The 14,998-nt window shown below is 63.5% G+C and carries 17 protein-coding genes; 4 read left to right on the top strand and 13 right to left on the bottom strand.

The window, feature by feature from the left end:
• Nucleotides 1-215 precede the first annotated feature (215 nt).
• Nucleotides 216-1,022 (top strand): exodeoxyribonuclease III, encoded by an 807-nt coding sequence (locus USDA257_RS28215; protein ID WP_014766397.1) that lies wholly within the window; start codon nucleotides 216-218, stop codon nucleotides 1,020-1,022.
• A gap of 174 nt (nucleotides 1,023-1,196) precedes the next feature.
• Here USDA257_RS28215 and USDA257_RS28210 read toward each other — a convergent pair whose 3' ends face one another.
• Both USDA257_RS28210 and USDA257_RS28205 read right to left on the bottom strand, forming a co-directional pair.
• The gene (locus tag USDA257_RS28210; protein ID WP_014766396.1) at nucleotides 1,197-1,652 is read right to left on the bottom strand and encodes a cyclic nucleotide-binding domain-containing protein; all 456 of its coding nucleotides are present in this window, start codon (nucleotides 1,650-1,652) and stop codon (nucleotides 1,197-1,199) included.
• A gap of 69 nt (nucleotides 1,653-1,721) precedes the next feature.
• A complete protein-coding gene (locus USDA257_RS28205) occupies nucleotides 1,722-2,405 on the bottom strand; it encodes a response regulator transcription factor (protein WP_014766395.1) in 684 nt (227 codons plus the stop codon).
• Nucleotides 2,406-2,548: 143 nt separating this feature from the next.
• Here USDA257_RS28205 and USDA257_RS28200 point away from each other — a divergent pair, with 143 nt between their 5' ends.
• Entirely contained in the window at nucleotides 2,549-3,097 is a 549-nt protein-coding gene (locus tag USDA257_RS28200; RefSeq protein WP_014766394.1) for a L,D-transpeptidase family protein, read from the top strand.
• A gap of 285 nt (nucleotides 3,098-3,382) precedes the next feature.
• Here the strand turns inward: USDA257_RS28200 and USDA257_RS28195 are convergent, their stop codons facing one another.
• The 5 genes from USDA257_RS28195 to rplS all read right to left on the bottom strand — a co-directional run bounded on the left by USDA257_RS28195 (nucleotide 3,383) and on the right by rplS (nucleotide 8,177).
• On the bottom strand, nucleotides 3,383-3,928 hold the full coding sequence (locus tag USDA257_RS28195; RefSeq protein WP_014766393.1) for a SixA phosphatase family protein: 546 nt from the start codon (nucleotides 3,926-3,928) through the stop codon (nucleotides 3,383-3,385).
• A gap of 109 nt (nucleotides 3,929-4,037) precedes the next feature.
• The gene (leuC, locus tag USDA257_RS28190) at nucleotides 4,038-5,447 is read right to left on the bottom strand and encodes a 3-isopropylmalate dehydratase large subunit (RefSeq protein WP_014766392.1); all 1,410 of its coding nucleotides are present in this window, start codon (nucleotides 5,445-5,447) and stop codon (nucleotides 4,038-4,040) included.
• A gap of 373 nt (nucleotides 5,448-5,820) precedes the next feature.
• Nucleotides 5,821-6,642, bottom strand: coding sequence for an amino acid ABC transporter permease (locus USDA257_RS28185; protein ID WP_014766390.1), 822 nt, complete (start codon nucleotides 6,640-6,642; stop codon nucleotides 5,821-5,823).
• A 63-nt stretch (nucleotides 6,643-6,705) separates the two neighbouring features.
• A complete protein-coding gene (locus USDA257_RS28180; protein WP_014766389.1) occupies nucleotides 6,706-7,515 on the bottom strand; it encodes a basic amino acid ABC transporter substrate-binding protein in 810 nt (269 codons plus the stop codon).
• Nucleotides 7,516-7,643: 128 nt separating this feature from the next.
• On the bottom strand, nucleotides 7,644-8,177 hold the full coding sequence (gene rplS, locus USDA257_RS28175; RefSeq protein WP_014766388.1) for a 50S ribosomal protein L19: 534 nt from the start codon (nucleotides 8,175-8,177) through the stop codon (nucleotides 7,644-7,646).
• Between the two features lie 345 nt (nucleotides 8,178-8,522).
• On the opposite strand from rplS, the gene USDA257_RS28170 reads away from it, so the two are divergent.
• Nucleotides 8,523-9,269 (top strand): sulfite exporter TauE/SafE family protein, encoded by a 747-nt coding sequence (locus tag USDA257_RS28170; RefSeq protein WP_041414770.1) that lies wholly within the window; start codon nucleotides 8,523-8,525, stop codon nucleotides 9,267-9,269.
• On the opposite strand, the gene trmD is transcribed toward USDA257_RS28170, so the two are convergent.
• From trmD to USDA257_RS28140, 6 genes are all read right to left on the bottom strand, one after another.
• Nucleotides 9,251-9,955, bottom strand: a complete 705-nt coding sequence (trmD, locus tag USDA257_RS28165) for a tRNA (guanosine(37)-N1)-methyltransferase TrmD (RefSeq protein ID WP_014766386.1) — start codon at nucleotides 9,953-9,955, stop codon at nucleotides 9,251-9,253. The two genes, USDA257_RS28170 and trmD, sit on opposite strands and share 19 nt — an antisense overlap.
• 10 nt (nucleotides 9,956-9,965) lie before the next feature.
• Nucleotides 9,966-10,529 (bottom strand): ribosome maturation factor RimM, encoded by a 564-nt coding sequence (gene rimM / locus USDA257_RS28160; protein ID WP_041414769.1) that lies wholly within the window; start codon nucleotides 10,527-10,529, stop codon nucleotides 9,966-9,968.
• A gap of 123 nt (nucleotides 10,530-10,652) precedes the next feature.
• Nucleotides 10,653-11,027 (bottom strand): 30S ribosomal protein S16, encoded by a 375-nt coding sequence (gene rpsP, locus USDA257_RS28155; RefSeq protein WP_014766384.1) that lies wholly within the window; start codon nucleotides 11,025-11,027, stop codon nucleotides 10,653-10,655.
• A gap of 38 nt (nucleotides 11,028-11,065) precedes the next feature.
• Entirely contained in the window at nucleotides 11,066-11,404 is a 339-nt protein-coding gene (locus USDA257_RS28150; protein WP_014766383.1) for a chorismate mutase, read from the bottom strand.
• 12 nt (nucleotides 11,405-11,416) lie between these two features.
• Entirely contained in the window at nucleotides 11,417-12,976 is a 1,560-nt protein-coding gene (gene ffh, locus USDA257_RS28145; RefSeq protein ID WP_014766382.1) for a signal recognition particle protein, read from the bottom strand.
• 329 nt (nucleotides 12,977-13,305) lie between these two features.
• Complete coding sequence (locus USDA257_RS28140; RefSeq protein WP_014766381.1) at nucleotides 13,306-13,782, bottom strand: MarR family winged helix-turn-helix transcriptional regulator; 477 nt, start codon at nucleotides 13,780-13,782, stop codon at nucleotides 13,306-13,308.
• Between the two features lie 129 nt (nucleotides 13,783-13,911).
• Between USDA257_RS28140 and USDA257_RS28135 the strand changes: the two genes are divergently transcribed.
• On the top strand, nucleotides 13,912-14,910 hold the full coding sequence (locus USDA257_RS28135; protein ID WP_014766380.1) for an MBL fold metallo-hydrolase: 999 nt from the start codon (nucleotides 13,912-13,914) through the stop codon (nucleotides 14,908-14,910).
• Nucleotides 14,911-14,998: the final 88 nt, after the last annotated feature.

Here is a 14,998-nt window from a genome sequence, read left to right as displayed (position 1 = left end):
CGTCTTCTTAGACGCACACAGGTCGCTGTAGCACTTGAATCGCCTTAAATCGGCTAGGATTTAAGGAAACGTGCAGTAGCCGGACACTGGAAAGAATTGGCCGCCCTCGGGCGGCCTTTTTCATGCTTGTCGATCGGCGCCGGACCTGCTTAAAACGGCCCGGTGTTTCCGGACGCCTTCTTTCTGTCATCGGCGAATTCTCCAGAGGAATTGGAATGACGCTTTCCATCGCCACGTGGAACATCAACTCCGTCCGCCTGCGCATGCCGCTGGTGGAGCATTTGCTGGCGACATGGCAGCCGGACATCCTCTGCCTGCAGGAAACCAAGTGCCCGGACGACCAGTTTCCCTCGGCACCGCTGAAGAAGCTCGGCTACCAATATATCGAGATGCACGGGCAGAAGGGCTATCACGGCGTGGCGACCATCTCGCGCCTGCCGTTGCACGAACTGGCCGATCGCCGCGACTATTGCGGTGTCGGAGATGCGCGCCATCTCTCCGTGGTCTTTCAAGCTGGCGGCAAGACCGTTCGCCTGCACAATTTCTATGTGCCGGCCGGCGGCGATGAACCGGACCGCACGATCAACCCGAAATTCGGCCACAAGCTCGATTTCGTCGACGAGATGAAACTCCTGCACGCCGAGGCCGAGGCGGGCATCTCCTCGATCCTGGTCGGCGACCTCAACATCGCGCCCCTCGAGCGCGACGTCTGGTCGCACAAGCAGCTCCTGAGGATCGTCAGCCACACGCCGATCGAAACCGATGGGCTCACCACGGTGATGACCGGCGGCGCCTGGGTCGACCTGATGCGCCAGCATACCCCGCCGCCTGAAAGGCTCTACACCTGGTGGAGCTATCGGGCAAAGGACTGGGCCGCGGCCGACCGCGGCCGCCGTCTCGACCACATCTGGTCCTCTGCCGACCTCGCCGCGAAGCTCGTCCGCGTCGACATCCTCAGGGAAGCACGCGGCTGGGAGCGCCCGTCCGACCACGTGCCGGTGATCGCTCATTTCGAACTTTGAGGTGTGGGCTCCCCACAGGTGGGAGGGGCTTCCTTGCCGCGCCCGGTCCACCCATGTCTCACCGGCTCTGACAGCTCAGATGTTGCGAGGGCCACAGGTCCGAGCCGCGGCCGCCTAGCCCCTCCCACCTGTGTAAGAGGGTGGGGAGGGGCTTTTTGGGCAAAGTGCCTTCGACTAAGCGAAACGCCCGGCCAGCGCCTCGACGCGGCGGATCATCGCCTGCAGGTTGTCGCGGATCCGGGCTTCGACCATGGCGGTCACCTCCGGATATTCTTCCAGCATGCGGCGGAACAGCGGCCGGTTGATGCGGATCACCTCGCTGTCCTCGTCGGCGGTGGCGGTGAACTTGCGCTCGACCATCGATATCAGCGCCAGCTCAGATAACAGCGTGCCGCGGCCGACGGTGTCGACCGGCTGCGGGCGGCCTTCGGCGTTGAGCTTCGAAAGCGAGAAGCTCCCGGCGGCAACCGCATAGGCGCAATCGGCCGGAGCGCCTTCGCGAAAGAGCTCGTGGCCCTTGGCGATGCGGCGGCGCTCGGCGCCGAAGGCGATCAGCCGAAGCTTGTCGTCGCCGATGTCGGCGAAAAGCGAGACGTTGGACAGAAGCGCGATGTCATCATTGAGCGTCACGCAGCAATTCTCCTGGCTATCTCTGAAGAGCGGAATGCGGAACGGAAAACCGCTTCACGCGATCCCGCGCTACGGAACGATCTTGTAGCCGCCGTTCTCTGTCACCAGAATCTCGGCATTGGAAGGGTCGCGTTCGATTTTTTGGCGCAGCCGATAGACATGTGTTTCGAGCGTATGCGTCGTCACCCCGGAATTGTAGCCCCAGACCTCTTCGAGCAGGACGTCGCGGGTAACCACCTTCTGTTCGGCACGGTAAAGGTAGCGGATGATCGCCGCCTCCTTCTCGGTGAGGCGAATCTTCTGGCCGTTCTCCATCGTCAGCAGCTTCTGGCTCGGCTTGAATGTATAGGGGCCGACGCTGAAGGTCGCGTCCTCGCTCTGCTCGTGCTGGCGAAGCTGGGCGCGGATGCGGGCCAGCAGCACGGCGAAACGGAAGGGCTTGGTGACATAGTCGTTGGCGCCAGCCTCGAGACCCAGGATCGTGTCCGAATCGGTATCGTGACCGGTCAACATGATGATCGGCGCCTTGAACCCGCCCTTGCGCAGCAGCTTCACCGCCTCGCGGCCATCCATGTCCGGCAGGCCGACATCCATGATCAACAGGTCCACCTGGCGGGCGCGCGCCGTCTGGATGCCTTTGCCGGCGGTCGATTCCTGCAGGAGGTCGAACTCCTCGTAAAGAGAAAGCTGCTCTATCAACGTCTCACGCAGATCATTGTCATCGTCGACAAGGAGGATGGTGCGCGTCGCCATGGGATATTTCCTGTTGCTTCCTGAATTCAACCTAGCTCAAATGCCGCCCTTGGCAAAGCGCGGCGGACACGCAATCTTGTCGGCCTGGAACCGTGGATAGGGTGGCCGCGAGATCACGGGCAAAGCAAGAATTTGTGAGAATAATGCGCAAGAAAACGTCGGGAGTAAGATCGGGGAAGTCCACCATCCTTGTCCGCGCTGCGCCGCGCGACCGCCGGCGCGCCCTTGTGAGCTTTGACGGCAGAACGGAGCAGGCGGCGATCGGGCGAAGCGGCCTCACCGCCCTGAAGCGCGAAGGAGACGGCGCGACGCCGCGGGCGACGATGAAACTGATCGGCGGCTTCGTGCGCAGCGATCGCGTTTCCCTGCCGTCGACCCGGCTGCCGATGCGCGGGATCCGCCGCGACATGCTCTGGTGCGACGCGCCGGACCATGCATCCTATAACCGCCCAGTGAGGGCGCCGTTTGCCGCGAGCCACGAGACGATGATGCGGGACGACGGGCTTTACGACGTCTGTCTGGTCATGGACTGGAACATCACCTGCAGACGGCGGCAAGCGGGCTCGGCGATATTCTTCCACCTCATTCGCCCCGGCTACGAGCCGACGCAAGGCTGTATCGCCGTCAGCCTGCCGGCGATGAAACGGCTGATCCGGCACATGCGTCGGGGAACGGCAGTCAGGGTCGCCTAGAGCCTTTCCTGGTTAAATTGAACCATTCTGTTGGCTCAAGCGGAGTGGAATGTTTGCTCGGCTGGCGCGCGGCGTAGCCAACGCTACGGCGAAACCAGCCGAGCAAACAGGCCGCGCGCTTCAGCCAACCCGAAGGGCCGGGCATCTTTCCGCCAGCCTCAGAGGCGATCGCCTCGGCCGTACATCCGGGTACTACAGTCGGCAATCGCCTCTGCTCTGACGCAAACCTGCTCCGGCAGAATGGTTCAATTTAATCAGGAAAGGCTCTAGGATGCGCCGGTCGCCTCATGATCCATCATCGAGCAGGCGCGGCGTCACGAACTGGACGAGCCGCCCCGTGCCGGGCGCTATCTCCGACCATTGCTCGATGGTGAAATCCATGACGGCGAGCCCGGCCGTCGGAAACTTCTTCCTGAGGCGCTCCAGCGCCACCGCATCGCCGCCGCCGGCGAGGAGCAGTGCGAGTTCCGCCATGCCCGGATTGTGCCCGACGAGCAGCAGCTTTTCGACGGACGGCTCCACCTTGCGGATCACGTCGACTATGGCCGTGGCGGCAACCTCGTAGATGCCGACGGCGTCACGGGCGGCAATCTTGTGCGGCAAAGCTTCGGCGACGAGTTCCCAGGTCTCTTGCGCGCGTCGGGCGGTTGAAACGAGGGCGAGGTCCGGGATCAGGCCCCGCTGCGCCATGAAGGCGCCAATTGCCGGGGCCGCCTTTCGACCGCGGCCGGCAAGCGCCCGGCGATGGTCGGCAACCCCCTCCGGCCAGGCGGATTTGGCGTGGCGGAGCAGCATGAGGCGGCGTATCGGAGGGCTGGCGTCGTCAGGCATGGGGCGCTCCTCATGTGTCGGCCGATGATCCTATTGTCGCACCGACGCATGCAATAAAAAAGGCCGCCCGGAAGGGCGGCCGAGCATGCCGGAAAAGCTCAAAACCGGCTTATTTCCACTCGCGGATATCGACGAAGTGGCCCGCTACCGCGGCGGCGGCAGCCATCGCCGGAGAGACCAGATGGGTGCGGCCCTTGAAGCCCTGGCGGCCTTCGAAGTTGCGGTTCGACGTCGAGGCGCAGCGTTCGCCGGGCTTCAGCCGGTCGTCGTTCATCGCCAGGCACATGGAGCAGCCGGGCTCGCGCCAGTCGAAACCGGCTTCCCTGAAGATCTTGTCTAGACCCTCGGCCTCGGCCTGTTCCTTGACGAGGCCGGACCCCGGCACGATCATCGCCGAAACGGTCGAGGCGACCTTGCGGCCCTCGACGACCTTGGCGACGGCGCGCAGGTCCTCGATGCGGCCATTGGTGCAGGAGCCGATGAAGACCCGGTCGACGGCGATGTCGGTGATCTTCGTGCCCGGCTTCAGGCCCATATAGTCGAGCGCACGCCATTTCGAGGTCCGCTTCGTCTCGTCCTGAATATCGTCCGGGTTCGGAACGACACCCTGGACCGAGATGACGTCTTCCGGAGAGGAGCCCCAGGAGACGATCGGCGGCAGGCTGGCGGCGTCGAGCACGACGACGCGATCGTAATGGGCGCCCTCGTCCGTGTGCAGCGTCTTCCAGTAGTCGAGCGCCATGTCCCAGGCCTTGCCCGTCGGGGCGCGCGGCTTGTTCTTGATATATTCGAAGGTCGTTTCATCCGGCGCGATCAGGCCGGCGCGGGCGCCGCCTTCGATCGTCATGTTGCAGACCGTCATGCGGCCTTCCATCGACAGCGACCGGATCGCCTCGCCGGCGAATTCGATGACGTGGCCGGTGCCGCCGGCCGTGCCGATCTCGCCGATGATGGCGAGAATGATGTCCTTGGCGGTCACGCCGGGCGGCAGTTGCCCGTCGACGCGCACCAGCATGTTCTTCGCCTTCTTCTGGATCAGCGTCTGGGTTGCAAGCACGTGCTCCACTTCCGAGGTGCCGATGCCGTGCGCCAGCGCCCCGAAGGCGCCGTGCGTCGAGGTGTGGCTGTCGCCGCAGACGATCGTCATGCCCGGAAGCGTAAAGCCCTGCTCTGGGCCGACGATATGGACGATGCCCTGGCGCTTGTCGTTCTCGGAATAATATTCGACGCCGAAATCGGCGGCGTTTTTGGCAAGCGCCTCGACCTGAATGCGGCTTTCCTCGTTCTTGATGCCGAGGTGGCGATCCGGCGAGGTCGGGACGTTGTGGTCGACGACGGCGAGCGTCTTTTCTGGCGCGCGGACCTTGCGGCCGGCCATGCGCAGTCCTTCGAAGGCCTGCGGACTCGTCACCTCGTGCACGAGGTGACGGTCGATGTAGAGCAGACAGGTGCCGTCATCCTGGCTGTTGACCAGATGATCGTCCCAGATCTTGTCATAGAGGGTACGCGGTGCGCTCATGGCATATATCCATCGAATATTCAGATACGGAAAAACCGGCAGCGGTGCGGCCGGAAACAACACTGATCAAGCGATCAGCATAGGCGGCTCGTCAGCGCCCCGCAGACACGCGCAAAAAAACGTGCCGGCAGACGCTTATGGTCCTGCAGCACGACGATTTTCTGTTCGCGACATCCGAATTTGGATTCCATGGCCGGTGCTCATATCAATTTTTTCACTGTTCGGCAATCGGTGGGATGGCGTCTGCAACAGGCGCTGTGCCTCGGTTCGCCCCTCCCAAACCCCTCCCCACAAGAGGGAGTGACTCTGCGGCATCGTAAGTCCCTCGCCCTTGTGGGGAGGGGTTGGGGGCCGTTTCCGGCGATAGGACACCCTACCGCGCCTCAGCCCTTCTCAGCCGCCGCTCAAACGCCCTGAGCGCCAGCGACAGGCCGATCGTCAGAATCAGGTAGACATAGGCGACGATCGAATAGGTCTCGAAGAAGCGAAACGAGCCCGAGGCATAGACCTTGCCCATCTGGGTGATGTCGGCGACGCCGAGCACCGAGACGAGCGAGGAATCCTTGACCATCGCGACGAAGTCGTTGCCGAGCGGCGGCAGGATGACGCGGATCGCCTGCGGAAAGACGACGAGGCGGAAGCGCTGGTAACGCGAGAGCCCGAGCGCCTTGGCGGCCTCCACCTGACCCTTGTCGACCGACTGGATGCCGGCGCGGAAGACCTCGGCGATGAAGGCGGAGTAGCCGATCATCAGCGCGATGATCGCCCGCCACATCAACGAGATGTCGCGAACGACGAGCGGCTCCATGAAGCCCGCCGAAATGATGGGCGATGTCAGGAAATTCACGGTCACCACCAGGGCCGGCGCCCCGACGAAGGCGATATAGAAGAGCAGCACGAGGATCGGCACGCCGCGGATGACTTCCGTATAGAAGCGCGCCACCTGTCGCAGCGCCACGTGCTCGGAAAGGGCCATCAAAGCCACGGCAAGGCCGAGCACGGTCGCCAGCGCAAAGCCTGTCAGCGTCACGAAGACGGTGACGCCGATGCCCTTCAGCACGACGGTGAAAACCTGGGTGAAGATGTCGTTCGAGACGATCACCGCGGCAAGCGCCACGGCGATCAGGAGAAGGGCGACCAGCCACCAGGGATAGTCGCCCTTCTCGGAAGTGTCGGATGATTGGACCGGCGCCATCGAGATTCCAATAAGTTGGAGCGGGATGCGGGCGGAAGACCGCACCTCATCGCGCGCCGGCGATCAGCCGCCCATCTTGTAGTCGAGGAACCATTTCTTGTTGAGCGCGTCGAAGGTGCCGTCCTCCTTGAGCGCCTTGATGGCGGCGTTGACCGGTTGGACGAGATCGGATCCCTTCGGGAAGATGAAGCCGAAATCCTCGGTGCCGAGCGGCTCGCCGACCACCTTGAGCGCGCCTGCTGACGAATCGACATAGCCCTTGGCGGCGACGCTGTCGGTCAGCACCAGGTCGACGTCGCCGGCTTTCAGCGCCTGCACCGTGGCACCGAAGGTTTCGAACAGCTTGATGCGCGGGTTCTGCTCGTTGCCGTCGAGGATCTCATAGACGGCCGTGTAGAAGGGCGAAGTGCCGGGCTGGGCGCCGATCAGCGCGTCCTCGACGGCAGCAAAGCTCTTGGCATCCTTGAAGCGCGTTTCGTCGCCGCGCACCAGCATGAACTGCTGCGAACGCATATAAGGATCGGAGAAATCGACCTTCTCCTTGCGGTCGTCCTTGATGGTGATGCCGGTCATGCCGATCTGGTATTGGCCGTCGGAAACCGACTGGATCATCGCGTCCCAGCTGGTGTTCTGATATTCGATCGTGAAGTTCAACCGCTTGGCGATCTCGTTCATCGCGTCATATTCCCAACCGACCGCCTGGCCGGACTTCGGATCGATGAACTGTAGCGGCGGGTAGGCGTTCTCGGTGACGACGACGACCGTCTTGCCGCCGAGATCCGGCAGGTCGCTCGCGACTGCGGGCGCGGAAAACACGAAGGGAACGGCGAGCGCAGCGGCGATGCCCGCAAGCACGTGGCGACGGATTGTCATTGGAGGAACTCCCGAAAATTGTGGCGACCGAAAATGTCACAAATTCTGTCGGGAAGACAAGCAGATAGTTCTAAAGAAGAAAGGCGGCCCCGAGACCGCCTTTCCGTTCAACGCAGAGAGTCGAAATCTTATTCGGCTGCCGCTTCGGCTGCCTTTGCCTCTTCGGCTGCCTTCGCTTCAGCAGCTTCGGCGGCTGCCTTCTCGGCGGCGAGCGCCTGGGCGGCTGCAACCTTCTCAGCCTCGATGCGTGCCTTCTCTTCGGCAACGGCCTGACGCTCGGCTTCATTCAGCTTGCGGGCGCGCGTGCCGGTGTTCTCGACGATACGCGCCGATTTGCCACGACGATCGCGCAGGTAGTAGAGCTTGGCGCGACGGACCTTACCGCGGCGAACCACTTCGACGCTCTCGACGAGCGGCGAGTAAACCGGGAATACGCGCTCGACGCCTTCGCCGTAGGAGATCTTGCGGACGGTGAAGCTCTCGTTGAGGCCTCCGCCGGAGCGGGCGATGCAGACGCCTTCATAGGCCTGGACGCGGGTACGGCTGCCTTCGACGACGCGGACGTTGACGCGGACGGTGTCGCCGGCGGAGAAATCGGGAAGGGTGCGCTTGGCGGCGATCTTGGCCGCCTGTTCGGCTTCCAGCTGCTGGATGATGTTCATCGGTCTAACCTTTGCTTTCTTCTGAAACAGCCAGAGCGCTCTCGGCCGGCCTGTCGGAATTTCCTTCAGGTCTTGTCCTCTTGGAGGACAGGAGCGGTTTCGCCATTCTTTGTTGGTGGTCGACGGGCAAGAACCCGAACCGGGGCGGCACATACACCAAACGACGCCGCTTGTCATCCCCGATCGCAGATTTTCTCGACCGATCGCCCGCGTTGGCGGCTAAAAACCCTCCCCAACCGCTCCTCACAGGTGGGAGGGGTTGGGGAGGGGGTTATTGGCTGGTGGCAGACTTGCGATCGATTGCTCCAGCCGCTATCCCCGAATCCGAGCTTTTCGAGGACGGCCATGACGATTTTCCAGGCGCTGTTGCTTTTTGTTGCGGGGTTCCTATCCGGGGCCGTCAATGCCATTGCCGGTGGCGGCACGTTTCTGACTTTCGGCGCCATGACGCTGGGGGGCCTGCCGCCGATCGTCGCCAACGCCACCTCCTCGCTCGTCCAGTTTCCCGGCTACATCACCTCGGCGCTCGCCTATGCCAAGGAAATCCGCGCCGATCGGCGGAACGCCATTGTCCTCGGCGCCATTTCGGCGATTGGCGGGCTTGCCGGCGCGCTGCTCCTGCTTTCGCTCTCCAACCCGTCGTTCCGGGCGATGGTGCCCTGGCTGCTGATCGCCGCGACGGGGATCTTTGCGGCCGGCCCTCTCCTGAAGTCGAAAGCCCGCAGCGAAGAGCACCGAATCGGGCCGCTCGGCGTGACGAGCCAGATGGTGACCTCCGTCTATGGCGGGTTCTTCGGAGCCGGCATGGGCATCATGATGCTTGCGGTGCTCGGGCTTGCCACTGGCGGCAGCTACCACCGGCTGAATGCGCTGAAGAACTTCATCTCAATCGTCATCGCGCTGATCGCCATCCTTGTCTTTTCGGCCGGCGGCGTCGTTTCCTGGCTGCATGCGGCGATCATGGTGCCGGGTGCGGCCCTTGGCGGCTATTGCGGCGTCTGGGCCGCCCGGCGCGTTCCGCAAGCCGTCATTCGCGCCATCGTCGTCGCCGTCGGCCTGCTGCTCGCCGCCTATTATTTCTTCACCGGCTGAACCGTATTCTGCTCCAGCAGGTCGGGACGGCGCGCCGCCGTCAGCCGCTGCGCTTCGGCCTCGCGCCACTTGGCAACGGCACCGTGGTTACCCGAGGTCAGCACTGCCGGGATCTCATGGCCTTCGAAGACCTGCGGCCGGGTATAGTGCGGATGCTCGAGCAGCCCGCCCTCGAAGCTTTCATGCAGGCCGGACAATTCATTGCCCATCACGCCCGGCAGGATCCGGACGACCGCGTCGAGCAGGACCAGCGCCGCCGGCTCGCCGCCGGAAAGGATGTAGTCGCCGATCGAGACCTCTTCGAGATTGCGCGTGTCGATGACCCTCTGGTCGACGCCCTCGAAGCGCCCGCAGACGATGACGATCCCGGGGCCTGCGGCTAGCCCGCGAATGCGGGCCTGTGTCAGGGGCCGGCCGCGCGGGCTCATCAGCAGGCGTGGCCGGTCGTCATCTATCGAGACGTGGTCGATGGCGCGGGCCAAAACATCCGGCTTCAACACCATGCCGGCACCGCCGCCGGCCGGCGTATCATCGACGGTACGGTGCTTGTCCTCGGTGAAATCGCGGATCTGCACGGCCTCGATCGACCAGTGGCCGCGCTCCAGCGCCTTGCCGGCCAGCGACACGCCGAGATGGCCCGGGAACATCTCCGGGTATAGCGTCAGGACCGTCGCGCGAAAGGACATGGCCTGCGGTTCACTTGCGCTTCGTCGGGAATTGCTTGTCGAGGCTCTCGTCCTTGTCGTCGACGAGACCGGCGGCGACCGGATCGACCAGCATCTTGCCGGCCTCGAGATCGATCTCCAGCACCGACCATTCGGTGAAGGGGATCAGCACCGGCCGACGGCCGGGGCCCTTCAGTTCCAGGAGATCACCCGCGCCGAAGTCGAAGACGCCGGTCACCGAGCCGTAGCTCTTGCCCGTGCCGTCGACCGCTTCCAGGCCTTCGAGATCCGCATAGAAAAACTCCTCCTCGTCGAGATCGTCGTCGGGAAGATTGTCGCGCTCGATGAAGAGTTCGAGACCGTTCAGCGCCTCGGCCGCCGTGCGGTCGTTGATGCCGCGAAAACGGACGATGACCACGTTCTTGGCTTCACGGATTTCCAGCACCTCGAAGACACGCCCGTCCTCGCTGTGCAGGTTGCCGTAGTCCCCAAGTGCCGTCGGATCGTCCGTGAAGGATTTTACCCGCACTTCGCCGCGCAGGCCTTGGGCCGCACCGATCGTCGCCATCAGGACTGGGTTTTCGAGTGTCGTCATTTCGGCATCCAGCTGGGAGCGGGCGCATTGTACCCGATCCCGCTCCAATTCTTTAAACGTGCACATAAAGCAAAACGGGCGGCATGAAAATGCCACCCGTTTGCTACACCGTTTTGGCGGGGATTATTCCGCGGCAGTTTCCGCAGCTGCAGCGGCTGCGTCTTCGGCCTTCTGCTTGGCTTCGGCGGCACGTTCCTGTGCCTTCTTGCCGGGCTCTGCCTTGGTCGGATTGTTGCGAGCCGGACGCTTGGCAAGGCCGGCCTGGTCGAGGAAGCGCAGGACGCGATCGGTCGGCTGGGCGCCCTGGGCGAGCCAGTGGCTGACGCGCTCGGCATTCAGTTCGATGCGCTTTTCGTCGTCCTTGCCGAGCATCGGGTTCCAGGAACCGATCTTCTCGAGGAAGCGGCCGTCACGCGGGCTGCGCGCATCGGCAACGACGATCTGGTAGAAGGGGCGCTTCTTGGAGCCGCCACGGGCGAGACGAATTTTCAGTGCCATTTCAATTTACTCCTTGCAGGCTTTCTTGACCGCTTCGTTCAAGCGGAACGGGTGGTGGTGCCGGCGCTGCCCGCGGGCTGCGAGCGATCGGCGGCGATGGCTTCATGATGCCGGATGACTTCCTTGATGATGAAGTTCAGAAACTTCTCGGCGAAATCCGGATCCAGATTGGCGTCCTTGGCCAGATGGCGAAGGCGTTCGATCTGGTATTCTTCGCGCGCCGGATCGGCCGGCGGCAGCTTGTGCTTGGCTTTCAGAACGCCGACCGCCTTGGTGCAGCGGAACCGTTCGGCCAGCATGTGGACGAGCGCGGCATCGATGTTGTCGATCGACTGCCGGTAGCTCGCCAATTCCTCTTTGATCTCGGGATCAAGCATTCGTCGCGATCCTCACTTCTTCTTCGGGAGGCCGGGAAGGCCTGGGAGGCCGCCGCCGAGGCCGGGCAGACCGCCGCCGGGCAAACCGCCACCGCCGAGGCCCGGAAGGCCGCCGGGCTTGCCGAGACCAGCAGCCTCGGCCTGCTTCTGCAGCGCCTCGAGCTGTTTCGGGTCCAGCTTCGAAAGATCCGGCATGCCGCCGCCCAATCCGCCAAGGCCCATCTTGTTGGCAAGGCCGCCCATCATCTGCTTCATCATGCCGCCGCCTTTGCCCTTGCCGCCCATCATCTTCATCATGTCCGCCATCTGGCGGTGCATCTTCAGAAGCTTGTTGATGTCGGCGGCATCGGTGCCGGAGCCGCTGGCGATGCGCTTCTTGCGCGAATGCTTGAGCATGTCCGGGTTGGCGCGTTCGGCCCTGGTCATCGAGGAGATGATGGCGAGCTGGCGCTTGAAAAGCCTGTCGTCGAGGCCGGCGGCGGCCATCTTGTCCTTCATTCCGGTCATGCCGGGCATCAGCCCCATGATGCCGCCCATGCCGCCCATCTTCTGCATCTGCCGCAATTGATCGGCCAGGTCGTCGAGGTCGAACTTGCCCTTGGCCATCTTGGCGGCCATGGCGGCCGCCTTCTCGGCATCGATGTTCTCCGCCGCCTTCTCGACCAGCGAGACGATGTCGCCCATGCCGAGGATCCGGTCGGCAACGCGGCGCGGATGGAACTCTTCGAGCTCGTCCATCTTCTCGCCGACGCCGATCAGCTTGATCGGCTTGCCGGTGACGGCACGCATCGACAGCGCCGCACCGCCGCGGCCGTCGCCGTCCATGCGGGTCAGCACCAAGCCGGTAATGCCGACGCGGTCGTCGAAGTTGCGGGCGAGATTGACGGCGTCCTGGCCGGTCAGCGCGTCGGCGACGAGCAGGATCTCGTGCGGATTGGACTTCCGCTTGATCTCCGCCATCTCGATCATCAGCGGCTCGTCGATATGGGTGCGGCCGGCGGTGTCGAGGATGACGACGTCATGGCCGCCGAGCTTGGCGGCCTGCACGGCGCGGGCGGCGATATCGGTCGGCGACTGGCCGGCGATGATCGGCAGCGTGTCGACGCCCGTCTGGACGCCCAACTGCCGCAACTGCTCCTGCGCGGCCGGGCGACGCGTGTCGAGCGAGGCCATCAGGACCTTCTTCTTGTCCCGCATCGTCAGCCGCTTGGCGATCTTGCCGGTCGTCGTCGTCTTGCCCGAACCCTGCAGGCCGACCATCATTACGACGACGGGAGCCGGGGCATTGAGATCGATCGTCACGCCCTCGGAACCGAGCATGCCGATAAGCTCGTCATGGACGATCTTGACGACCATCTGGCCGGGCTTGATCGATTTCAGGATCTCGGCGCCGACCGCCTTCTCGCGAACCTTTTCGGTGAAGGAGCGCACCACATCGAGCGCGACGTCGGCTTCGAGCAGCGCACGGCGAACCTCCCGGAGCGCCGCGGAAACGTCAGCTTCCGACAGGGCGCCGCGGCCGGTCAGTCCATTCAATATGGAACCAAGACGGTCCTGGAGGCTCTCGAACATTCTCTCTTCCTTCTGGTTTCCGGTTTCACCTGGTTTGACCTGGGGACTCGCCGAAAACTGGGGTTCCTTCGCGCGGAAAACAAGGCGCAAAGCCAAAAACCACCCGAGGGCGCGACGCGCTGTCGGGTGTTAACCTCCGGGCTCTCTTTATACCTTTGCGGGGCCCGGTCGGCGGCTTCGAAGTCATCACTTGCGAAGGAATTTCGTCGCGATAAACAGGAAAGCGACCGAAAAGTCAAGTTAGAGGTGAAGCTGCTGCAATGACCGCGGCTTGGATGCGGATCGTCGGCGACCCTCGGCAGGTGTCGCAACGACCAGGAGAAGCGGCGTCACAGGCCCTCCTCCTTCTCGCCGGCCTGCCGGGCAAGCACTGCAAAGGCGGTATCAATCCGCGTCATGACTCTCAGAGCCACGACCACCTCGGTCTGGTTGATGTCGCCGAGGACGCCCCGCAGCATTTCGAGCTCGCGCTGATGGACGCCGTGAAAAAGATCCCTGCCGGCTGGGCTTGGTGCGCAGAAACCGGCCCGCCGGTGCTCGGGATTGGGCTTCTTCTCGACCAGCCCTTTCCTGATGAGGCCGGCGGCGACGCGCTGCACGAACTGGCGCTTCATCGCTAGCCGCCTGGCTGCCTCCGGCACCGTCACCGGCGCCTCGCAGATGAGTTCCAGCACGGCACGCTCGGCAACCGTGATCCCGGCGCCCTCGAGCATCTTCTCGAACGTCCTGCTGACGTTGAGATGAACCGGACGGACGAGCTTGATTGCCTTGTAGAGGCGTTCCTGTTTGTCGAATCGGACGAGCATGGATGCATGGTAGCAATCGAGTTGTCATTCTCAAGAAATTCTTAACCGATTTCTCTCCGACCCTGTGATCGAGCGCTGAAGCTCCTATCTTTCTCCGACAGCAGAGCCATTCGACAGCTTAGGTCGGCAATGAGCAAAGGCGGCAACCGCTACTACAACGGACCCGTTTCGGACCATTTCGACGGCGTTCACTTCTTCAATCCCGGCGGAATGGCACCGCGCGGTTTTGCCGACCTGTTGCGCTGGCAGGTGCGGGGCAAACGCGTGCGTTGGCCGAGGCATTACGACAGCCCCTTCGTGGAGGTGCGGCCCGAGCTTACTGTCGACGGCGACCGCCTGCGGGTGACGATGGTCGGTCATGCGACGCTTCTGATCCAGGTGGCCGGTCTCAACATCCTGACCGATCCGGTCTGGTCTCACCGGGCGAGCCCTTTCGCCTTTGCCGGGCCGCGTCGGCACAATGCGCCGGGCATTCACATGGACGACCTCCCGCCGATCGACCTCGTCCTCGTCACCCACAACCACTACGACCATCTCGACCTCGAGACGCTTGGCGCGCTGTACGCCGAGCACGCGCCTTGGGTGGTAACGCCGCTCGGCAACGACACGATCATCCGCAGCGCCGTACCGGACATGGAAATATCCGTTGTCGATTGGGGCGATCGTATCGAGGTGGGCGACGGCGTCGTCATCCATGCCGAACCCTGCCACCATTGGTCTGCCCGGGGCACACGCGACCGACGGATGGCGCTCTGGGCCGCCTTCGTCATCGAGACGCCGGCCGGCAGAATCTACCATATCGGCGACACCGGCTTCCACGGCGGCATCAATTATCGCACTGCCCGCGACAAGCATGGCCCCTTCCGCCTCGCCAACCTGCCCTTCGGCTGCTACGAACCCCGCTGGTTCATGGAAAGCCACCACCAGAACCCGGAGGAGGCGGTGATGGGCATGCTCGCCTGCGGGGCCGAACACGTGGCGGGACATCATTGGGGGACGTTTCGCCTGACCGACGAGGGGATCGAGGAGCCGCTCAGCGCGCTCGAAACCGCCCTCGACAAGGCCGGTATCGAGCCCGGTCGGTTCCGGCCGCTGCGGCCGGGGGAGGTCTTCGACGTTCCTGCCTAGTTCGAACGAAGCCGGCACTGGTAATTTCCGGGCTTTTCCGCCATATACAGCCCGAATGAAAGGCGCCTCCCCGGCGGGGACCAGTTTG

It is taken from the genome of Sinorhizobium fredii USDA 257, from assembly GCF_000265205.3.
In the GTDB taxonomy this organism is placed as follows: domain Bacteria; phylum Pseudomonadota; class Alphaproteobacteria; order Rhizobiales; family Rhizobiaceae; genus Sinorhizobium; species Sinorhizobium fredii_B.
Note: the sequence above shows the minus strand (reverse complement) of the source record. Positions and strands in the feature narration are given on the sequence as shown.